This window comes from Parasediminibacterium paludis (assembly GCF_042651445.1).
GTDB classification, from domain to species: Bacteria; Bacteroidota; Bacteroidia; order Chitinophagales; family Chitinophagaceae; genus Parasediminibacterium; species Parasediminibacterium paludis.
In genome coordinates, this window is sequence record NZ_JBHSDC010000027.1 from 100,341 (window position 1) to 120,330 (window position 19,990).

General features: G+C 36.4%; 23 protein-coding genes. 18 read left to right on the plus strand and 5 right to left on the minus strand.

Annotation, left to right across the window (positions count from 1 at the left end; all coding sequences use genetic code 11):
* The 5 genes from ACFOW1_RS12985 to ACFOW1_RS13005 all read left to right on the plus strand — a co-directional run bounded on the left by ACFOW1_RS12985 (position 1) and on the right by ACFOW1_RS13005 (position 5,397).
* Entirely contained in the window at positions 1–1,446 is a 1,446-nt protein-coding gene (locus tag ACFOW1_RS12985; protein ID WP_379014807.1) for a B12-binding domain-containing radical SAM protein, read from the plus strand.
* Positions 1,447–1,454: 8 nt separating this feature from the next.
* Positions 1,455–2,282, plus strand: coding sequence for a class I SAM-dependent methyltransferase (locus tag ACFOW1_RS12990; RefSeq protein ID WP_379014808.1), 828 nt, complete (start codon positions 1,455–1,457; stop codon positions 2,280–2,282).
* Between the two features lie 35 nt (positions 2,283–2,317).
* Positions 2,318–2,803: an asparaginase domain-containing protein gene (locus tag ACFOW1_RS12995; RefSeq protein ID WP_379014809.1), complete on the plus strand. Its 486-nt coding sequence runs from the start codon at positions 2,318–2,320 to the stop codon at positions 2,801–2,803.
* A 71-nt stretch (positions 2,804–2,874) separates the two neighbouring features.
* Positions 2,875–4,617, plus strand: a complete 1,743-nt coding sequence (locus ACFOW1_RS13000; protein WP_379014811.1) for a GMC oxidoreductase — start codon at positions 2,875–2,877, stop codon at positions 4,615–4,617.
* A 69-nt stretch (positions 4,618–4,686) separates the two neighbouring features.
* A complete protein-coding gene (locus tag ACFOW1_RS13005) occupies positions 4,687–5,397 on the plus strand; it encodes a gluconate 2-dehydrogenase subunit 3 family protein (protein WP_379014812.1) in 711 nt (236 codons plus the stop codon).
* Between the two features lie 115 nt (positions 5,398–5,512).
* Here ACFOW1_RS13005 and folP read toward each other — a convergent pair whose 3' ends face one another.
* Positions 5,513–6,283 carry a dihydropteroate synthase gene (folP, locus tag ACFOW1_RS13010; RefSeq protein ID WP_379014813.1) on the minus strand — a complete coding sequence of 257 codons (771 nt, stop codon included), beginning with the start codon at positions 6,281–6,283 and terminating at the stop codon, positions 5,513–5,515.
* A gap of 156 nt (positions 6,284–6,439) precedes the next feature.
* On the opposite strand from folP, the gene ACFOW1_RS13015 reads away from it, so the two are divergent.
* The 5 genes from ACFOW1_RS13015 (at position 6,440) to holA (ending at position 11,375) form a co-directional block, all read left to right on the plus strand.
* The gene (locus tag ACFOW1_RS13015) at positions 6,440–6,982 is read left to right on the plus strand and encodes a DUF1599 domain-containing protein (protein ID WP_379014815.1); all 543 of its coding nucleotides are present in this window, start codon (positions 6,440–6,442) and stop codon (positions 6,980–6,982) included.
* A gap of 82 nt (positions 6,983–7,064) precedes the next feature.
* A complete protein-coding gene (locus tag ACFOW1_RS13020) occupies positions 7,065–8,162 on the plus strand; it encodes a BT_3928 family protein (RefSeq protein ID WP_379014817.1) in 1,098 nt (365 codons plus the stop codon).
* Between the two features lie 38 nt (positions 8,163–8,200).
* Positions 8,201–9,247, plus strand: a complete 1,047-nt coding sequence (locus tag ACFOW1_RS13025; RefSeq protein WP_379014819.1) for an ABC transporter permease — start codon at positions 8,201–8,203, stop codon at positions 9,245–9,247.
* Positions 9,248–9,403: 156 nt separating this feature from the next.
* Positions 9,404–10,216, plus strand: coding sequence for an ankyrin repeat domain-containing protein (locus ACFOW1_RS13030; RefSeq protein ID WP_379014820.1), 813 nt, complete (start codon positions 9,404–9,406; stop codon positions 10,214–10,216).
* A gap of 160 nt (positions 10,217–10,376) precedes the next feature.
* The gene (gene holA, locus ACFOW1_RS13035; protein WP_379014822.1) at positions 10,377–11,375 is read left to right on the plus strand and encodes a DNA polymerase III subunit delta; all 999 of its coding nucleotides are present in this window, start codon (positions 10,377–10,379) and stop codon (positions 11,373–11,375) included.
* On the opposite strand, the gene ACFOW1_RS13040 is transcribed toward holA, so the two are convergent.
* Together ACFOW1_RS13040 and ACFOW1_RS13045 are read right to left on the minus strand one after the other, a co-directional pair.
* Positions 11,372–11,788: a YqaE/Pmp3 family membrane protein gene (locus tag ACFOW1_RS13040; RefSeq protein ID WP_379014824.1), complete on the minus strand. Its 417-nt coding sequence runs from the start codon at positions 11,786–11,788 to the stop codon at positions 11,372–11,374. The genes holA and ACFOW1_RS13040 overlap by 4 nt on opposite strands.
* A 33-nt stretch (positions 11,789–11,821) precedes the next feature.
* Positions 11,822–12,238 (minus strand): NUDIX hydrolase, encoded by a 417-nt coding sequence (locus ACFOW1_RS13045; RefSeq protein WP_379014826.1) that lies wholly within the window; start codon positions 12,236–12,238, stop codon positions 11,822–11,824.
* Between the two features lie 141 nt (positions 12,239–12,379).
* Here ACFOW1_RS13045 and ACFOW1_RS13050 point away from each other — a divergent pair, with 141 nt between their 5' ends.
* Positions 12,380–13,090 (plus strand): head GIN domain-containing protein, encoded by a 711-nt coding sequence (locus ACFOW1_RS13050; protein ID WP_379014827.1) that lies wholly within the window; start codon positions 12,380–12,382, stop codon positions 13,088–13,090.
* A 112-nt stretch (positions 13,091–13,202) separates the two neighbouring features.
* On the opposite strand, the gene ACFOW1_RS13055 is transcribed toward ACFOW1_RS13050, so the two are convergent.
* Positions 13,203–13,793: a riboflavin synthase gene (locus ACFOW1_RS13055; RefSeq protein ID WP_379014829.1), complete on the minus strand. Its 591-nt coding sequence runs from the start codon at positions 13,791–13,793 to the stop codon at positions 13,203–13,205.
* A gap of 64 nt (positions 13,794–13,857) precedes the next feature.
* On the minus strand, positions 13,858–15,099 hold the full coding sequence (locus ACFOW1_RS13060) for a glycoside hydrolase family 28 protein (protein ID WP_379014831.1): 1,242 nt from the start codon (positions 15,097–15,099) through the stop codon (positions 13,858–13,860).
* Between the two features lie 256 nt (positions 15,100–15,355).
* Between ACFOW1_RS13060 and rpsU the strand changes: the two genes are divergently transcribed.
* The 7 genes from rpsU (at position 15,356) to ACFOW1_RS13095 (ending at position 19,911) form a co-directional block, all read left to right on the plus strand.
* The gene (gene rpsU / locus ACFOW1_RS13065; RefSeq protein WP_379014832.1) at positions 15,356–15,631 is read left to right on the plus strand and encodes a 30S ribosomal protein S21; all 276 of its coding nucleotides are present in this window, start codon (positions 15,356–15,358) and stop codon (positions 15,629–15,631) included.
* A 62-nt stretch (positions 15,632–15,693) separates the two neighbouring features.
* A complete protein-coding gene (locus tag ACFOW1_RS13070) occupies positions 15,694–16,596 on the plus strand; it encodes a tyrosine-type recombinase/integrase (protein WP_379014833.1) in 903 nt (300 codons plus the stop codon).
* A gap of 146 nt (positions 16,597–16,742) precedes the next feature.
* The gene (hpf, locus tag ACFOW1_RS13075; protein ID WP_379014834.1) at positions 16,743–17,042 is read left to right on the plus strand and encodes a ribosome hibernation-promoting factor, HPF/YfiA family; all 300 of its coding nucleotides are present in this window, start codon (positions 16,743–16,745) and stop codon (positions 17,040–17,042) included.
* A 124-nt stretch (positions 17,043–17,166) separates the two neighbouring features.
* Positions 17,167–18,351, plus strand: coding sequence for an acyl-CoA dehydrogenase family protein (locus ACFOW1_RS13080; RefSeq protein WP_379014835.1), 1,185 nt, complete (start codon positions 17,167–17,169; stop codon positions 18,349–18,351).
* A gap of 61 nt (positions 18,352–18,412) precedes the next feature.
* Positions 18,413–18,970, plus strand: coding sequence for a shikimate kinase (locus tag ACFOW1_RS13085; RefSeq protein ID WP_379014836.1), 558 nt, complete (start codon positions 18,413–18,415; stop codon positions 18,968–18,970).
* 38 nt (positions 18,971–19,008) lie between these two features.
* On the plus strand, positions 19,009–19,395 hold the full coding sequence (locus ACFOW1_RS13090) for a DUF423 domain-containing protein (RefSeq protein ID WP_379014837.1): 387 nt from the start codon (positions 19,009–19,011) through the stop codon (positions 19,393–19,395).
* Positions 19,396–19,482: 87 nt separating this feature from the next.
* Positions 19,483–19,911: a DUF4258 domain-containing protein gene (locus ACFOW1_RS13095; protein ID WP_379014839.1), complete on the plus strand. Its 429-nt coding sequence runs from the start codon at positions 19,483–19,485 to the stop codon at positions 19,909–19,911.
* Positions 19,912–19,990: the final 79 nt, after the last annotated feature.

The window sequence follows — 19,990 nt, forward strand, 5'->3', positions numbered from 1 at the left end:
TTGAAGGTACTTTTTACAAACGCATATTTCTACAGGCTTGATGAAAAGCAATGGCAATTGCAAAAGCCCTATCCACCTTATGGCACTATTGTAGCGGCCGCAGTGGCAAGAAAAGATGGGCATGAAGTGACATTATTTGATAGCAGTTTAGAGACTTCACCCGATAATATTCAGCCAATTATAGCCCAAGTACAACCAGCTTATTTTGTAGTATATGATGATAATTTTAATTATCTCAGTAAAATGTGTTTAACCATTATGCGTAGTGCTTGCATTAAGATGATGGCGCATGCAAAAACTGCGGGTTGTAAAATATTGGTAAATAGTCCAGATGCCACAGATAATCCGCTTTTGTATCTAGAAGCAGGTGCAGACGTGGTAATGAATGGTGAGGCAGAATTGACATTACTTGAGCTATTGCAAGGAGATACACCTATTGAACAATGTTTAGGTATCAGCTATCTTGCAAATAAACAACTGATTACAAACCCTAAAAGGCAGGTACTCACCAATCTTGAATTGCTGCCAATGCCAGCTTGGGATTTAATCAATATTTACAACTATCGGTCTATTTGGATGCAACACCATGGTTACTTTTCACTAAATATTGCTACCACAAGAGGCTGTCCTTTTAAATGTAATTGGTGTGCCAAACCTATTTATGGTAATAGATATAATACGCGTGATGCAGAATCGGTTGTAGCAGAATTGAAGATGTTGTACACAGAGTATGATGCCTCGCATTACTGGATTTGCGATGATATTTTTGGATTAAAACCAGGCTGGGTACGTGCGTTTAATCAACATCTACAAGCAACTGCCATTACACCCAAACTTAAAATCCAATGTAGAGCTGATCTGCTATTGAAAGAAGATACGATTCAAAATTTGGTAGAAGCAGGCTTAGACGAAGTTTGGATGGGTGCAGAAAGCGGCTCGCAAAAGGTATTAGATGCAATGGATAAAGGCACAACGATTCAACAAATTTATGATGCCACCAAACTTTTAAAAAAGTATGGTGTAAAAGTTTGTCTGTTTTTACAATATGGCTATTTGGGCGAGGAAGCGAGTGATATTGACTTGACATTGCAGATGGTAAAAGACTTGCTACCACATGACATTGGCATATCTGTGTCTTATCCGTTGCCAGGCACAGGCTTTTACAACAAGGTAAAAGCACAATTAAAAGAGAAGCAAAATTGGACAGATTCTGACGACTTAGCAATGATGTACCAGAGTACATTTACACCAAATTTTTATAAACACTTATATAGTCATACCCATAAAGAATTTCATTTGCAAAAGAGTAAATTTAGCATTAGAAATCTTGGGAAATCATTGCGTGAAAAAGATATTATCCAGTTGAAAACAGCAGGTAAATTGCCTTATTATTGGCTTGGCAAAAAATGGAGCTCTTTTAAGTTAAAGCAATTACAAAACCAGTAAACAATCGTATGAAAACCGCATCAATAAAAAAACACGAAATGCTTGCAGCCAAGGCTTTTAGCAAGCAATCGAGTGTCTTTGATATGGAATACGCTGGCAATAAAATTGTTGCTTACAAACGCGCAAGAGTAAGGGCTGTTTTAGAAAAATATTTACTTGAAAATAGCCGCATTTTAGAGTTAAACAGTGGTACTGGTGATGATGCTATTTGGTTGGCCCAACAAGGACATTCAGTACATGCCACAGATATTTCGGAAGGCATGCAAAATATGCTAAAACAAAAAGTTGCAAGTGCGGGCCTGTCCAGCAAAATTACCACTGAAATATGCAGTTTCAATGACTTAGAAACACTTGCTGATAAGCAACTATACGACTGTATTTTCAGCAATTTTGCAGGGCTTAATTGTGCAGAAAATCTATCGCAAGTATTGGCATATTTTTCTAAACTTTTAAAACCAAATGGCATAGCAACATTGGTCATCATGCCTAAATTTTCGCTTTGGGAATTGTTACTAGCCTTTAAAGGCGAATTTACATTAGCGTTTAGACGATTGACGAGCACTAAAAAGCATGGCGCGCAAGCACATATTATGGGACAATATTTCCGTTGTTGGTATTACAATCCTTCCTACATTATCAATTGTCTTAAAAAAGACTTTGTATTACTACAACTTGAGGGTATGTGTACCATCGTACCCCCATCGTTTATTGAAAACTTTCCAATAAAATTTCCAAAATGCTTCTATTTTTTTGTAAAAATGGAGCATCGGTTAAAAACTTTTTGGCCCTTTACTATTATTGGTGATTATTATATTATCACACTAAAAAAGCAATAAAATAGCCATCTTTGCCGTCTTTAATTATTTTAATTATGGGAATATTAATATTGGTAACAGGTGGTACCTTCGATAAAGAATACAATGAACTAACAGGTGAGTTATTTTTTAAAGATACGCATCTGCAAGAGATGCTAAAATTGGGCAGAAACTTAGCGCCTGTAAAATCACACACGTTAATGATGGCCGATAGCTTACAACTAACTGAAGCTGATAGGCAAACCATCGTAGATTATTGCAAAGCCGCTGAAGAAACGGCCATAATTATTACGCACGGTACAGATACGATGGTAGAAACAGCGAAAAAATTGGCTGAACAAATCACTCATAAAACTATTGTACTTACTGGAGCCATGATACCTTATAAATTTGGCAGTTCTGATGGATTATTTAATTTAGGCAGTGCATTGGCATTTGTTCAAACCTTACCAAAAGGCGTGTATGTAGCGATGAACGGTTGCTATTTTGAAGCGAACAATGTACGCAAGAACAAACAGGATGGTATTTTCGAGGCTTTATAAATAAAATTTTCAACGATAATTTTTTCAGAAAATATTTCCCATAACTTTCCATTTCAATTAACGATTGTAAAATGGGAGATTTCAACATTAAAAAGCAGCCCAAGCATTACGATGCTGTCATAGTAGGTTCTGGCGCTGGTGGTGGCATGGCCGCTTATGTTTTGGCAAATGCTGGTTTAAAAGTTTGCATTATTGAGGCTGGTGCGATGTACGACCCTCAGAAAAACATTACACAACTTAAAAATCCTTGGGAAAGTCCACGTCGTGGTGCCTCTACAAAGCACCGTCCTTTCGGCGATTTTGATGCTTGCTATTGGGGCTGGGAAATTGACGGCGAACCTTATACCAAAGAAAAAGGTACTGAATGGGATTGGTGGCGCGCTAGAATGCTTGGTGGACGTACCAATCACTGGGGTAGAATTTCATTGCGTTTTGGCCCTAAAGATTTTAAACGCAAAAGTATTGATGGTCTTGGTGACGATTGGCCGATTGGCTATGAAGATGTGAAGCCTTATTACGATAAAGTAGACCGTTTGATAGGCATTTTTGGCACTAACGAAGGTTTGGAAAACGATCCAGACGGTATTTTTCTTAAGCCACCTAAGCCGCGCTTACACGAATTATTTATAAAGAATGCTGCTACCACCGCAGGGGTAAATGTGATCCCGTCACGTATGTCTATCCTTACCCAAAAATTAAATAATGATAGAGGTCAATGCTTTTTTTGTGGCCAATGTAACCGCAACTGTAGCATGGCTAAAGCTGATTTTTCTGCAACCAATGTTTTAATTTATCCAGCTTTAAAAACTGGTAATGTAGATATTGTAGCCAATGCAATGGCTCGTGAAGTGCTCACCAATGCCGAAGGTTTAGCTACAGGGGTTTCATATATCAATAAAGATGATGGCATGGAATACCAAGTATCTGGCCGCACAGTGATTGTGGCTGCTAGTGCTTGCGAAAGTGCGCGTTTATTGTTGAATTCAAAGTCTACAAGGCATCCAAATGGATTGGCCAATAATAGTAATGTTGTAGGTAAATATTTACACGATAGCACGGGCGCAGCTTTAGGCGGTGTTTTACCAAAACTATTTGATAGAAAGCGTTACAACGAAGATGGCGTTGGCGGATTACATGTATACAGCCCTTGGTGGTTGGATAATAAAAAGCTAGATTTTCCACGAGGTTATCATATTGAATATTGGGGTGGTATGAGCCAACCAGCATATGGATTTGGCAACTCCATTCAGTTTTTAAATGGGAAATATGCGGTTCATGGTACGCAAAAACAACCTGGTGGTTATGGCGCAAGTTTAAAAGAAGATTATCGTTATTTCTATGGAGCTAGTGTGGGGATGGCCGGCCGCGGCGAAGCGATTGCATTAGAAAGTAATTACTGCGCTATAGACCCTAACGTAGTAGATAAATATGGCATACCAGTATTAAAGTTCAACGTAAAATGGAGCGAACACGAGATTAACCAAGCTAAGCACATGAAAGAAACTTTCAAGGAAATTATGCACAATATGGGTGCTGTTATCACTTGGGGCGGAAACGACGATGCAAGCAACAACTACGGTCTTGAAGCACCTGGTAAAATTATTCACGAAGCTGGTACTGTACGTATGGGTAACGATCCTAAACGCTCTGCATTAAATAAACATAGCCAAGCGCATGATTGTAAAAATTTATTTTGTGTGGATGGCGGGCAGTTTGTAAGTCAGGCTGATAAAAATATTACATGGACCATCTTAGCGCTGTCAATGCGGGCAAGTGAATACATCATTGACGAAATGAAGAAGCAGAACATATAAGCTGCCCCAAACCCCTTCAAAGGTGGGGCTTTAAATCTCAAATTATTAATCACAAATCTCAAATTCAAAATGGATAGGAGAAAATCGATAAAAGCATTATTAGTTGGTTCTGCAGCGGCAGGATTGGTAGTAGAAGCTTGTAAAACGCCCACGTCAAAAAATCCACAAGCAGGTGCAGATGCATTTGCAGGGTTAGATAGAATGAAAGAAGAGAAAGCTGCTTACGATAAAGTCATGGCGCAACCAACTTTTTTTACAAGCCATGAAATGAAGACCATTGTAGTACTTGAAGACATCATTATACCAAAAGATGCTGTGAGTGGCAGTGCTTCAGAAGCTAAAGTGCATGACTTTATTGAGTTTATTGTAAAAGATAAGCCCGAACTGCAAACCCCTGTACGTGGTGGTTTGCGTTGGTTAGATATGGAAAGCTTTAAGCGCTTTAATACTGCATTTGTAGATGCTTCTCACGAGCAGCAAATACAAATTGTAGAGGATATCGCTTACCCAGAAATTGAGTTTAAAGACGAGCAAGGCAATACTGTAAAAAAAGGAAAAGTTAAACCTGGTTTGCAGCAAGGCGTTGCTTTTTTCTCAACCATGCGTGATTTGGTAGCTAGTGGTTTTTACACTTCAGAAATAGGGGTGAAGGACATAGGCTATAAGGGCAATGTACCTAACCAATGGAACGGTGTGCCAGATGATGTGCTGAAACAATATGGACTTGCCTACACTGAGAAAGAGCTAAAAGAATGCGTGAGTTTTGATGTGGTGAAGTAAAATAAATACTCAGAGCATACGCAGATTTCGCTAAAATAAATTTTAAGTAGATACAATATAATAAAAACGGTTGCCAAAAGTTTGGCAACCGTTTTTATATTTAATATATTATATTTTACCCCAACTTACCCACCAAAACAATCGCTTCTTTGGCTTCTTTCACATCGTGGACACGCAAAATATCAGCACCGTTTTGTAAAGCAATAGTATTTAAAACCGTTGTACCGTTCAATGCTTCTTTAGCAGAAATGCCCAAGGTTTTGTAAACAGTACTTTTTCTTGATAGGCCTGCTAAAATAGGTGCATCAAGCATTTTAAACACCGCCATTTCTTTTAGTAGTTGAAAATTATGTGCGATTGTTTTGCCAAAACCGAAGCCAACATCTACTATCACATCTTTAATGCCTGCTTGCCTACAAGCGGCCATTCTTTCTATAAAAAAGTCTAGAACTTCTTTGGTAACATTTTCATAAGTTGGATTTACTTGCATGGTTTGTGGTGTGCCTTGCATATGCATACATATGTACGGCACGTTTAAACTAGCGACAGTTATCAGCATTTCCGTATCCATCATGCCACCACTTATATCATTTACCATACAAGCGCCAGCTTCAACTGCTGCTTTTGCAACAATAGCATGATAAGTATCGATGGAAATATAAATGCCGGGAAAAGTTTGTACCAAAGCTTTAATAACTGGTATCACCCGTTTCATTTCTTCGCTAGCACCAATTGCTTCGCTTCCAGGCTTTGTCGTTTGCCCTCCAATATCAATAATGGTGGCGCCATCGTGCAACATTTGTTCTGCTTTGCTTACAACCTCTTTTATGTTTTGTTGTCTGCTATCTTCAAAAAAAGAATCTGGCGTGACATTAATGATGCCCATTACAATGGGTTTGTCTATTATCAGCAGGCGCCCTTTACAATTGAGTGTAAACATTCTGTGGTTTCTATTATATTGCAATGCTTCAAAGGTAATAGCACAAATGCTATCTTAGAGGTTGAATTAAGTATTTATAAACATATTATTAAGCGGTGCAAGATGAACAATACCTCGCAGCAGTACGATGCAGTGATAACCAAAAGCAAGGATATTTTTTTAAAGAAAGTACAAGATTATGGCACAGCTTGGCGTGTGTTACGCACCATATCGGTAGTTGACCAAATTTTTATTAAAGCACTTCGTATTCGTACCATTCAAGAAAAGAAATTACAATTGGTAGCAGATGATGTGGCAGGCGAATTTAAAGGCATCATTAACTATGCGATTATTGGTTTAATTCAGCTAGAAATAGATGAACCGAAAATTGAAGAACTGCCCGTAGCGCAAGTAAACATTGCGTATAATAAGCAAGTTGCTTTTGCAAAAGACACCATGCAAAACAAAAACCACGACTATGGCGAGGCTTGGCGAGACATGAGCCAAGAAAGTTTTGTAGACCTAATTTTAATGAAACTATTACGCATTAAACAGATATTGCTAAACGATGGTAAAACGCTGATTAGCGAAGGTATTGATGCAAATTATGTGGACATTATTAACTACGCAGTATTTGCCTTGATATTGCAAGATAATGGTGCATAGATGCTATCTTGTTTGATGGTTAAAATGCTATTCACACAAATGACTATTGACAACTGACCATTCACCACTCAAAATTCACTTTATGAAACAAGCACTTTTAATTATCCGTTGGCTAGTTGGCTTATTATTTATTTTTTCTGGCTTAGTTAAAGTCAATGATCCACTAGGCTTAACCTACAAAATGCAAGAGTTTTTTGAGGTTTGGGGATGGTTTGCGCTAGACAAGTACGCTTTGTACTTAGCTATTTTTATGAATGTGCTTGAAGTGGTTTGTGGTGTGGCTTTGTTATTAGGGCAAAGAATGAAATTTGTAACCCGCTTATTATTATTACTCATCATCTTTTTTACTTTTTTAACGGGCTATGCTTTTTTGAGTGGCAAAATAAAAACCTGCGGCTGCTTGGGTGATTGCTTACCGCTAACACCTTTACAAAGCTTTTTAAAAGATATTGTATTGTTGGTGTTAATAGTCCTACTAACCATTAATTACAAAAAGCTAACCAGTACTATTAAGTTGCGCGTTGCAGATATGTTGTCGCTTGCTTGTGTGTTTTTCTTTACAGGTATCCAATGGTATGTACTCAACCATTTGCCTTTTCACGATTGTTTGCCTTACAAAGTGGGCAATAATATTATAGAGCAAATGCAAAAGCCTAAAAATTATGTACCTGACAGCACGACCATCATTTACCAATACACAAAAAATGGTAAGCCCATAGCGTTTGATCAAAACAATTTTCCAGCAGATTTTGATAGCACTTATATCTACGTTAACCGTATAGATAAATTGGTAAAAAAAGGTAGTAATGAACCAAAAATCATCAGTTTTAACCTTGTAAATACCAACGGTGTAGATACTACGAATGCTGTGTTTAGTTTACCTAAATATATAATGGTATTAAGCAACGAATATCCTAGTAACTATGAAAAATGGCATACTGATTTACTCATTACAAAAGCCTACTGCCAAAAGCATCAAATTCCGCTGTTTTATGTAACTTCTCAATCTGACGAAGCATTGCAAAAGATAGCAAGCGATAGCATCACCATACTAAAATGCGATGCCACGCTGATTAAAACAGCAGCGAGAGTAAATGCAACCTACTTTTTAATGAAGCAAGCTAAGATTGTTGATAAATTTAGCTTCGAAGATTTTGACAAAGGATTACACGAATTTTAAAACATAAAATCATATATCTCAAATCATAAACCAGAACAGTGCTTCAATTCATCACCAAAAAAATCTTATATGGCTTGCTAGTTTTAGCAGGTGTGGTGGTAATGGTGTTCTTTCTCTTTCAGGGTTTTGGCGATCCTGCCAGATTGGTATTAGGGCAAAGTGGCGATGCAAAAACCATCAATAATATTCGCCAACAATTGGGGCTTGATAAGCCCAAATGGCAGCAATTTTTACTATATGCCAATGATGTGTCGCCCATAGCCATTCATTCTACTAAAGAGATTGAAACTAAGCAACTGAAAGGCTTTTTCATTGGTAGTAATAATACCAAAATTGGTATTAAGCTGCCTTATTTACGCCGCTCTTACCAAACCAAAAAAGAGGTTACTGACGTGTTGTTTGAAGCTTTGCCAGGTACCATTATTTTAGCATTCACGGCCATGTTAATAGCCACAGTTATTGGTATTTTATTAGGCGTTTTGGCAGCTGTAAAGCAAAACACCATTTATGATACAGGCAGTATTTTTGCTAGTGTGTTAGGTATTTCTGCGCCATCTTTTTTTATGGGCATTATTCTGGCTTATCTATTTGGCTTTGTGCTGAGCCATTATACTGGCCTTAGCATGACAGGCAGTTTATACGACATCGACGCCTTCAGTGGCAAGCACTTACAGCTGAAAAATCTCATTTTACCAGCTATTACATTGGGCATTCGTCCATTGGCAATTATAGTGCAGCTTACGCGCAGCGCTATGCTAGATGTGCTTGAGCAAGACTATATTCGTACAGCGTATGCCAAAGGCTTAAGCAAACGCGCTGTCATTTTTAAACATGCTTTGCGCAACGCGCTCAATCCAGTCATTACAGCTATTACAGGCTGGTTTGCCGAGTTGCTGGCAGGTGCATTTTTTGTTGAATATATCTTCGGTTGGAAAGGCATCGGGAAAGTCACTGTAGATGCTTTAGAAAAACTCGATTTTCCTGTGGTAATGGGTAGTGTACTCATTACCGCCACATTTTTTATACTCGTCAATATTTTGGCAGATGTATTGTACAGTATTGTAGACCCACGTGTAAAATTATAGATATCGTTGTAACCAACTTTGGTACTACTATATAGCTGCTGTTGCGTCGCACACTTGTACGTTCATATCGCTTTTCTACTGTTATCTGAGAGTAAATCTCATTAAAAATAAATACCTTTATATGAACCTGCCTTTTATTATACAATATTAAAACATATGTTAAAATTTCTAAGATACTCACTTATCATTTTAGCTTCAATAAATGTAGGGGCATGTCAATCACTATCATCTATTGCACCTGGATTTGATTTTGGTTTATTTAATAATACACCAGTACAAAAATTAGCTAGGGCTGTTGAAGCAGAAGATACTTCTGCTATGAGTAAGATAGTCAACGAGGATAAGCTGAATATAGATTTTCAAGAGTCAAGATTTGGTGAAACTTTGCTCACTTTGGCAATTTTAAATAATAAGAACCTATCTATAGAACAGCTATTAAAATTAGGGGCAAATCCTAATATAAAATCAACTGTTACTGGTTCAACTCCTTTTCTTGATTTTTGTAAATTAAGATCAAGTTATCCAACAGGCGCTGAAACATTAAAAATGCTCATAAAATATGGTGGTGATGTAAATGCTATTAATACTCCAAAAAATAGTGATACATTGGCATATAAATCAAAGTTCATTAGGTCAGCCTTAATTTATGTGTGTGAAAGTGGTAATCTAGCCTCTTTAAAAGTGATGGTTGAAAATGGGGCAAGGTTGGATATATATCCTATTGAAGGTAGAGAGTCATTAATCACAGCTGTGCTTTTGTCGGATCACCTTGACATGTTGAAATATTTTCTTATTGAAAAACAATTTAAAATTCCAAGTTGGTGTTATTTGAAGTACCCAGGCGATATAACTGAAAAGAAAATGACAATCACTGATTCTTTGATTGAAGATGAACTTCCAAGTAATCCTGAAAGAGACAAATTGAAGGAAGAGATTTTAGTTTTTTTAAAGTCTAAACAGCGTAAGTAAGTAAGTATCTGGGCATTCTTTTTTAACTAAATTACTTTATATCACAAAACTTTTACAGCCATCAACCCTCATTGAGCATCGTAAAATTATTAATTCAAAATCATAACACATCTATTAGAATCCCTATTATCTATATTGCTATCTACGCTACTTTTGCCCTATGTCTGCTGAAAAAATTATCATTGATTTTAAGAAAAAAGCGTTTAAACCTGTCTATTGGTTAGAAGGCGATGAACCTTATTTTATTGATGAAGTAGTAAATTATGCAGAACATCACATTCTTTCTGAAAGCGAAGCGAGTTTTAATTTGACCATATTTTATGGTCGTGATGCCAATTGGGCCGATGTAGTAAATGCTTGTAGGCGTTATCCAATGTTTGCCGATAGGCAAGTGGTGGTACTAAAAGAAGCGCAGCACATGAAGGATATCGATAAGCTAGAAAGTTATATTGAAAATCCGCTGTCATCAACAGTTTTTGTAGTTAGCTACAAAGAGAAGAAAGTGGACGGTAGAAGTAAACTCGCTAAGATTTTAAAGCAAAAATGCGAGTTGCTGTCTACTAAAAAGCTGTACGACAATCAATTACCAGATTGGGCAAATAACATGATTAACCATCATGGCTTGAGTATTGACCAAAAAGCATTGCTTTTGTTGGTAGACCATATTGGTAATGATTTAAGTCGCCTACAAAACGAAATTGAAAAACTAGCTGTGAACCTTGCAGGTCGTAAAGCCATATCCGAAGACGATATTGAGAAATACATTGGTGTCAGCAAAGAGTTTAACGTATTTGAATTACAAGATGCTTTGGCTAAAAAGAACTTACCAAAAGCTATTCGCATTGCGCATTATTTTGAGCAAAATCCGAAAGCTGCGCCCATACAAATGGTATTACCAGCATTGTATAATTTTTTTAGTAAAACCTATATGGTTTTTGGCGTGCAAAGCAATAATGAGAAAGACATTGCCACAGCACTTGGCGTTAATCCTTACTTCATGAAAGATTACCTACAATCTGCCAAAAACTATGGCCAGCAAGGTATCGAGCGTATTTTACTGTTATTGCACAGCTACAATCTGCGCAGCATTGGTATTGGCAATGGCAGCGCAGATGATGCTGGCTTAATGAAAGAGTTAATTGTAAAAATGATGGCTTAGGCATTGCCTAAAATTACCAATAGGGCATAAATAACACCTGGCAACCATATTAGCAAAGTAAGTAGCAAGCCAATCCAAAATTTAGAATTGATTTCGCCTTCTTTTAAATAGATGGCTAATGGCGGCAACAAAATTGCCAAGATGCATAATAAAAGGGTGTTTGTATCTGCGTCACCACTTTTATTTTTCTTATAATCTTTCAGTGCTTTTTTAGCTTCAGTAATTCTACTTTTCCGCTCTCGCCTTGAAAGATTTTTAAAGTCATTCATTGCATTGTTAAGCACTGTTTTATCTACTGTTGTTGTGCTAGCGCTATCAATAGGATTTGGCGTTAGCGAAATGGCAGATGCTTCAATACAAATGCCTACACAAAATAGCGCTAGTAAAATGGCTTTTGATACAAATTTTCTCATTGATTTGTCAGTTTAAATTATGGGTAATAATTGTTAGTTCATTAAATATTTGTTTACAATCTCCACAATACTTGGGTAACTCTTGGCTAATAATAATGGCAACTCAGTTTTACTTACCCAGCGTATATCAGTAATATCTTCTTCTGTTTGTGGTTGTAATACTTGGCTACTATTGGCTGTCATTTCGTACCAGTGGCTTTCCTTTATTGCTTGTTTATTCATGAATTTATCGAAATATTGATGTTGTGTAGTGCCAATAAATCTACCCAAAGTAACTTCTTGTAAGCCTGTTTCTTCCTGTATTTCTCTTACAGCACAAGCTTCGATGGTTTCTCCTTCGTCTAATTTACCTTTAGGTAAATCCCAAAAGCCTCTTCGAAAAATCATCAGTAATTCATTGTTTTCGTTAAGAACCAAGCCACCGCCAGCTTTAATTATTTGTATATCCATGTGATAAAAATAATGAATAGTGCGAAGTCAAAGATGAATCGTCGATTTATTTTTGGATTATGATAAATACTTTGTTTTTACTTTCGATATGACTTGAAACTCTAAAATACCTATCTTTAGCCAACTGAAAACTTATTTGAAATGAAAAAAATTTTTCCAGTTATTATTATAGCTACATCCTTATTAGCCAGTTGCCATTTTGAAACAATTAAAGGTAGCGGTGTAATGGCTACAGAAGTAAGAACTATTAGTGATGCCGAAAAAATCAAGGCTGTTGGCAGTTTTGATGTAGAAATCATGCCTGGTACAAGCACCTCCTTAAAAATTGAAGGCGATGATAATCTAATTAAGCACATTATAACCGAAAAAAAAGATGGCTATTTAGTGATTAGAATGGATGAGGGTATTGGTTATTTAACCGAAAATAAGTTAGTAGTCTACATTACAACACCACATTTAGAAGCGATTACATCGGCAGGTAGTGGTAATGTTACTACTAAAGGTAAATTTACAGGGAGCAATAAACTAAAAGTAAGCCTAGCTGGAAGTGGTAATACAGATATAGAAGTAAATACACCTACGATAGAAGCGAGTATTGCAGGCAGTGGCGATATTAAAATGAAAGGTGAAACGAAGGATCTTACTATAAAAATTGCTGGAAGCGGCAATTTTAATGGTGATGAATTAAAAGCTGAAAACGCTGAAGCTGATATTGCGGGCAGTGGTGATGTTAAAATATTTGCAGATGTAAAATTAGATGCGCATATTGCTGGCAGCGGTTCTGTTCTTTATCAAGGCAATGCGACAGTTACGCAAAAAATAGTGGGTAGTGGCGAAGTAAAAAAAATGTAAATACCAGTTGTAGATAATAAATTTAATGTGACATTCACTTGCGTAATAATTGCCTGAATAGTACTCAAACACCTTTAACTGCAGGCTTTTACACATAAAACTGAAACGTCAGCTAGTTTTTCAATTCGGCCATTCGGCTTACGTATTTACCAATAATATCAAATTCGATATTTACGATACTACCAACAACAACTTGGTGAATACTTGTGTGATGATAGGTATATGGTATAATGGCTACTTTAAAACTATTTTTAGTAACATCAAAGCAGGTGAGGCTTGTACCATTAACAGAGATTGAACCTTTTTCGATTACCAAATGTGCAAATTCAGGAGCAAACTCGAATCGGTATTCCCAACTGCCAGCGAGTGTAAGTGCTTCAACACAAATGGCGGTTGTGTCTACATGCCCTTGAACAATATGACCATCTAATTTACCATTCATTTGCATGCATTGCTCAATATTGATATAACTGCCAACTGACCAATATTGTAGATTGGTTTTCTTGATGGTTTCTTCAATTGCAGTTACACGATGTTGATGATCTATAACTTCTTCCACAGTTAAACATACCCCATTATGGCTAACGCTCTGATCAATTTTAAACTGACTAGATAGGGGCGAATTTACCCAAAACGTATAATTGGTGCCATTTTGAGTAATAGATTCAATCTTACCTATACATTCAACGATTCCTGTAAACATACTGCAAAATTAACTTTAAAATACTGAGTTAATAAGCTAATTTTTTTACAATAAGTATTGTTACTTAAAAGCCAGTACCAGTTGCATTTGTAGCAATGATAGATTTACCACTTGCAACATTAATTACATAATTACTCATATTAATATTAGCCCCATTTGTAAGAATTAATCCGGTTTGGGCAGTAATATTGAGGTTGCTTAATGTAATATTTTGAAGGATGCTATTGGTTAAGCCTACCAAACTACCTGCATTTTTAGCACCAGTAACCGTAAGGTGATCAATCGTTACCCCATTTACAGACGGAATATCTGCAGGATAAGGTGCGCTGCCATTATAATTTAAATCGATAATAATTGGATAGGTAACATTGGTCATAGTGATGCCAGAATAACTTAAATTTTGCATTAAACCACCAGCGCCTGTTAAAGACTTTAAACGAATACCGTTGGTAGTGCCGTTAAATGTGCAATTAGTAACGGTAAGATTTTTTACACCATCATCTGTTTCGCTACCTACAGAAAGCCCGTGACCATGTAAAAAAGTACAATTTGTAACCGTTAAATCTTGGCAGCCAGCACCGAGTACACCATTAATTCTACCACCTTTTACGGCGATATTGTCATCACCATTATCTATTGTGCAATTGGTGATAGTAACACCACTACAATCAGAAGGATCAATGCCGTCAGTGTTAGGCGAGGTTGGGGGCGCAATTATTTTTAGATTACTCGCAATAACATTTTGACATTGGTTGGGTACAAAATGAAAAGAAGGTGAATTTTGCAGGGTAATACTGTCAAGAATTAAATTTGTACAATTGGTTATATAAACGAGTCTTGGACGAGCTATAGATGTATTAGCTTTGTAAGCAGCCCACCAAGCAGCACCATTACCATCAATCGTACCTTTCCCTTTAATAGCAACGTTTTGAATGGCCGTATTACTACTATTGGTACCGTTAATTATATTAAGTGTTTTACCATTAACCACAAAGTCGTTCATATTACCGCTTGCCAAAAGTGTAGCTAAACTATCTAAGTAAAGTGTTACATTACTTTTCATGTATATAGCGCCAATCATATAAGTACCTTTAGGTAGCTCCAATGTACCGCCGCCAGCTGCAGAACAAGAATCTATAGCTTGTTGCAACGCGAGTGCTTGGTTGGTAACACCGTCACTATTTAAATTAAGAACCGTTCGATGCGTGTCGATGGGCACTGTTATAACTGGGCTATCTGTTGTTGTGCTAGTTTTAGAGCAGGCGAGAACGATAGCTAAGCAGCTAAAAAGAAGTATTTTTTTCATATAGTTTTTTGAGAATTAACGTCTTATGTTTTTAACACAAAACCGCATTTTCCAATTCAACGTGAAATTAGAAACATTTTTTTCAAGAAAAAACTAATAACTACGCAATCGTTCCCGACTTTAAACAGGCAAACAAGTACATTTAATTTCCCAAAATAAAATATACTTATATAATAATAAACACTAATTGTAATAATTTTGTAACAGACTTTTCATGTTGTTAATACTATTACGCAAAAGCAGTAACTATCAACATTTGAAAAAACAATTTGGCAGTTTGAATGATTCAACTATTTTTGCATTCCAATTTTTCACCAAAGGAGGTATATTAATCATGCTTATTATCGATTCAAAAGATTGCGAAAACATTGACAAGGCTTTAAAGAAGTACAAAAAGAAATTTGAAAAAAGTAAAACTTTGTTACAGTTGAGAGAACGTCAAACGTTCACTAAACCAAGTGTTGTTCGTCGTGGCCAAGTTTTAAAGGCAATCTACAAGCAACAATTAGCAAGTGGAAAAATAGAAGGATAATTTCCTTTTATACCCAAACATACTTAAGTAGCCTTTAGTGTATAGCTTTAGGCTACTTTTTTATGTCTACTACTCAAATATATCAGTCAAATTTACAGTCTTTTATAGATTATATCAGCTTTGAGAAGCGTTATTCTGCCCATACCATTACATCTTATCAAAACGACTTAGCGCAATTTTTTGCTTTTTTGAGCAGTCAATTTGAAGCGCCCGCATTGGATAAAATTACTGCAGCCATGGTACGCAGCTGGCTAGCCGAATTAAAAAGTGATAAGTTGAACGCCAAATCTATCAATCGAAAAGCTTCTTCCTTAAAATCTTTTTTTAAATACCAAATGAAAGTTGGTGTGTTAAAAGCCACCCCAATGACCACAATTTCAGCACTAAAGGTGAGTAAACGACTACCAGAATTTGTACAAGAAAATCATTTAGATACTTTATTTAGCCATGTCGCATTCACAGATGATTGGGATGGGAAAACAAAGCGTTTGGTGCTGCAATTGTTTTACGCTACAGGTATGCGTTTAAGCGAATTAATTAGCCTAAAAACAAGCTTTTTAGATGCATCGCTTAGCCAAATAAAAGTACTAGGAAAAGGCAATAAAGAGCGTATTATCCCAATTGCTAAAATATTGATGGATAAATTATTAGCCTATGACAATAGCAAGCCAATACGAATACCAGAGGTAGATTGTTTATTTACTAATAATAAAGGAAAACCTTTGCAGGCAAGGCTTGTGTACCAATTTGTAAAAGATAATTTAGGGCTTGTAACTACTATTAAAAAGAAAAGTCCGCACGTGTTGAGACATAGTTTTGCTACACATTTAATGAATAATGGAGCCGATTTAAATGCCGTTAAAGAATTACTAGGCCATAGTAGTTTGGCAGCCACACAAGTGTATACCCATAACACCATTGACAAGCTGAAAGATGTTTATAAGAATGCCCATCCAAAGGCATAATTTTTTAAAAAATTATCTTTTTGTTATTTTTTCAAATAATAAGTTTTACATTAGTACTAGAAAAATACCCAGCTATTGCCTATGAATTAATACTCTACTTGAAGTTCTTTCACAATTATTTTTTCATTTTTAAAACGTGAAACGTCATGAACGTAAACATTCAAACAGTACACTTTGATGCAGATGACAAATTAGTAGATTTTGTGTCTAAAAAAGTTCAAAAATTGTCAACATTCCACGATAAAATAGTGAAGGTTGATGTGTTTTTAAAACTTGATAATGTAGTTCACACGATTAAGGATAAAGTTGCTGAAATAAGAGTACATATTCCTGGTCATGAATTGTTTGTAAAATCTTCTTCAAAATCTTTTGAAGAGTCATTTGAAAACGCTTTAGATTCTATCACCAATCAAATAAAAAGAAAAAAAGAAAAGCTTGCAGCATAAACCAAAAAAATTGAAGGCCTCTATTCGAGGCCTTTTTGTTATCCCTAAAACATTCTTTTTGATTAACGGTTATTCTGGTACGAAAGATTCGCTTTCCTTTATTGCAAACGCTTAACAAACACTAATGGCTACCAAAACCGACTTATTTCAATCGCCCGATTACTATTTATTAGATGAATTACTCACTGAAGAGCAAAAACTGATTAGAGAATCTGTGCGGAATTATGTAAAAAAAGATATTTCGCCAATTATAGAAGACTATGCGCAACGAGCAGAATTTCCACAACATATAGTGCCTCAGTTGGGTGCTCTAGGTTGCTTTGGGCCTACCATTCCTGAAACGTATGGCGGTGGTGGATTAGATTATATTAGCTATGGCCTTATGATGCAAGAATTAGAACGTGGCGACAGTGGTGTTCGCAGCACTGCTAGTGTGCAAGGTAGTTTGGTGATGTTTCCAATTTATGCTTACGGTAGTGAAGAACAACGTCAGAAATACTTACCAAAACTTGCTAGTGGCGAATGGTTGGGTTGTTTTGGGCTTACGGAGCCTAATCATGGTAGCGACCCAGCGGGCATGCTGACACATTTTGTAGAAGATGGCGATGATATTATTTTAAACGGTGCTAAAATGTGGATTAGTAATGCGCCTTTCGCTCAAGTAGCAGTAGTATGGGCAAAAGATGAGCAAGGCGAGGTAAGAGGTATTATTGTAGAACGGGGTAGGGCTGGTTTTACGACACCTACTACGCATGGTAAATGGAGCTTACGCGCAAGCGCTACAGGCGAATTAGTATTTAATGATGTACGTGTACCCAAGACGAATATATTGCCTAATATCAAAGGGCTAAAAGGACCGTTAAGTTGCTTATCAAAAGCTAGATTTGGTATTGCATGGGGCGCTATTGGTGTCGCCATGGATTGTTATGATACAGCTTTGCGTTACAGTAAGGAAAGAGTTCAATTTGGTAAGCCAATAGCAGGTTTTCAATTGCAGCAAAAGAAACTGGCAGAAATGATTACAGAAATTACAAAGGCGCAGTTGCTAGTTTGGCGTTTGGGTGTTTTAATGAATAATAACAAAGCTACGCCAGCACAAATAAGCATGGCAAAGCGGAATAGTTGTGAATTAGCCGCTAATATTGCACGTGAAGCAAGACAGATTTTGGGTGGTATGGGTATTACTGGCGAATACAGTATCATGCGACACATGATGAACATGGAAAGTGTCCTAACTTACGAAGGCACCCACGATGTACATTTACTAATTACTGGTTTGGATATTACTGGGATAAATGCGTTTAAGTAGCGCCACTCACTAGCCTCTAAAGGAAAGTAATATTGTAATGATTATGTGAAATGAAAATTTTATGATGGATGTAAATATCAACCAAAACAACTTATTAAATACACCTCTAGTAGCTTGTAGCAACCTCTTTTTAATAGGTATGATGGGTAGTGGCAAAAGCTATTGGGCAAAGCAAATAGCGGCAGTCACACAGCGCCAATGGATTGATTTAGACACGATAATTGAAGCAACAGCTGGTAAAACTATTTCTGACATATTTGCTACAGAAGGAGAAGCTGCTTTTCGCGTGCTTGAGCAAAAGGCATTACAACAAACTGCTAGATATAACAATCTAATTGTGGCTACGGGTGGAGGCACGCCATGCTTTTTTGATAATATCGATTGGATGAATGCACATGGCATTACCGTTTTTATTAATGAACCAATTGAGTTATTGGTACATCGCTTACAAAAAGAAAAAGCCCATAGACCATTGGTAAGTGATACTTCTGATGAAAAATTATATGCATCTTTAACAGAAAGACTAGCTAGCCGAGAACAATTTTACAAAAAGGCACAACATATAGTTGTTGGCTCAAAAGCAACCGTTGGAGATTTTGTAAGACTTTTACATTTGTAATAATCAGTCCATTTATTTTAATCATCAAATTATATTTTATGCATAAAGGTTATATAAAAACCGCAGCTTTCTTAGGGGCTTTGTCTGTTATGTTGGGGGCATTTGCAGCACACAAACTGAAGCAAATGTTAACCGAACAATCGCTAAATATATTTGAAACTGGTGTACGCTATCAGGTATACCATGTGTTTGCATTAGCACTTACTGCTCTTATCTACAAAGAATTTAGCAACAAACTCATTACCACTGCAGGTATTCTATTTATGCTTGGTATTGGCTTTTTTAGTGGTTCTTTATATTTACTAACCTACCTATCAGCAAAAGGTATTGTAGGTTACGAATGGGTAGGCGCAATTACACCCATTGGAGGTTTATTTTTTATCATTGGTTGGTTGTGTTTATCGCTTGGTGTAAAGTACAAATAGTCAAAAGTGAATAGTCAATTTTGAGTAGTAAATAACTATTTTCTATTGAGGTTGATACATAAAAATTCTCAAATTCTTATAAATAATATGAAAAAATTTACATCATATTTATTATTGATAGTTCTGTTGCTCGCTGTATTGGCTTCAAATAGCTGTAAGCAAGCCTCCAAGGCAAATAATCCTTCCAAACAAGTAACTGCTGTAATTGTACCCGATGTCAACCCATCAAATGGTTTAAATAGACATCCCTCACATATCAAATACAGCAAACATGCGCAATGTAGAATGGCTTGCAGACATATTGATGCTGCTGAAATACAAGATATTTTGGAAAATGGTACCATCAATTATAAAAAAAGCGAGCTGCAAGGCGAAGATTGTAGCAAGAAATATGCAGTTGAAGGTTATAGTAAAGACAACCAACATTTACGAATCATATTTGCACCATGTGCAGACGAAGTAACCGTTGTAACTTGCATTGATATCGGTAGAGAATGGGCTTGCGATTGCAAATAATGCATACTAGATAGTGAATGGTGAAACGTTAAAAGTGAAAATTAATTTAAAATAGATGCATTAAAGGCGTGTTTTAAAA

Excerpts from the sequence above, each read along its gene's own strand:
- ACFOW1_RS12990 (WP_379014808.1), top strand. The coding sequence starts at position 1,455 with ATGAAAACCGCATCAATAAAAAAACACGAAATGCTTGCAGCCAAGGCT.
- ACFOW1_RS13090 (WP_379014837.1), top strand. The coding sequence starts at position 19,009 with ATGCATAAAGGTTATATAAAAACCGCAGCTTTCTTAGGGGCTTTGTCT.
- ACFOW1_RS13020 (WP_379014817.1), top strand. The coding sequence starts at position 7,065 with ATGAAACAAGCACTTTTAATTATCCGTTGGCTAGTTGGCTTATTATTT.
- ACFOW1_RS13005 (WP_379014812.1), top strand. The coding sequence starts at position 4,687 with ATGGATAGGAGAAAATCGATAAAAGCATTATTAGTTGGTTCTGCAGCG.
- ACFOW1_RS13000 (WP_379014811.1), top strand. The coding sequence starts at position 2,875 with ATGGGAGATTTCAACATTAAAAAGCAGCCCAAGCATTACGATGCTGTC.
- ACFOW1_RS13095 (WP_379014839.1), top strand. The coding sequence starts at position 19,483 with ATGAAAAAATTTACATCATATTTATTATTGATAGTTCTGTTGCTCGCT.
- ACFOW1_RS13080 (WP_379014835.1), top strand. The coding sequence starts at position 17,167 with ATGGCTACCAAAACCGACTTATTTCAATCGCCCGATTACTATTTATTA.
- ACFOW1_RS13015 (WP_379014815.1), top strand. The coding sequence starts at position 6,440 with ATGAACAATACCTCGCAGCAGTACGATGCAGTGATAACCAAAAGCAAG.
- ACFOW1_RS13040 (WP_379014824.1), bottom strand. The coding sequence starts at position 11,788 with ATGAGAAAATTTGTATCAAAAGCCATTTTACTAGCGCTATTTTGTGTA.
- ACFOW1_RS13030 (WP_379014820.1), top strand. The coding sequence starts at position 9,404 with ATGTTAAAATTTCTAAGATACTCACTTATCATTTTAGCTTCAATAAAT.
- hpf (WP_379014834.1), top strand. The coding sequence starts at position 16,743 with ATGAACGTAAACATTCAAACAGTACACTTTGATGCAGATGACAAATTA.
- ACFOW1_RS12995 (WP_379014809.1), top strand. The coding sequence starts at position 2,318 with ATGGGAATATTAATATTGGTAACAGGTGGTACCTTCGATAAAGAATAC.
- ACFOW1_RS13085 (WP_379014836.1), top strand. The coding sequence starts at position 18,413 with ATGATGGATGTAAATATCAACCAAAACAACTTATTAAATACACCTCTA.
- ACFOW1_RS13060 (WP_379014831.1), bottom strand. The coding sequence starts at position 15,099 with ATGAAAAAAATACTTCTTTTTAGCTGCTTAGCTATCGTTCTCGCCTGC.
- ACFOW1_RS13070 (WP_379014833.1), top strand. The coding sequence starts at position 15,694 with ATGTCTACTACTCAAATATATCAGTCAAATTTACAGTCTTTTATAGAT.
- folP (WP_379014813.1), bottom strand. The coding sequence starts at position 6,283 with ATGGGCATCATTAATGTCACGCCAGATTCTTTTTTTGAAGATAGCAGA.
- ACFOW1_RS13055 (WP_379014829.1), bottom strand. The coding sequence starts at position 13,793 with ATGTTTACAGGAATCGTTGAATGTATAGGTAAGATTGAATCTATTACT.
- holA (WP_379014822.1), top strand. The coding sequence starts at position 10,377 with ATGTCTGCTGAAAAAATTATCATTGATTTTAAGAAAAAAGCGTTTAAA.
- ACFOW1_RS13050 (WP_379014827.1), top strand. The coding sequence starts at position 12,380 with ATGAAAAAAATTTTTCCAGTTATTATTATAGCTACATCCTTATTAGCC.
- ACFOW1_RS13045 (WP_379014826.1), bottom strand. The coding sequence starts at position 12,238 with ATGGATATACAAATAATTAAAGCTGGCGGTGGCTTGGTTCTTAACGAA.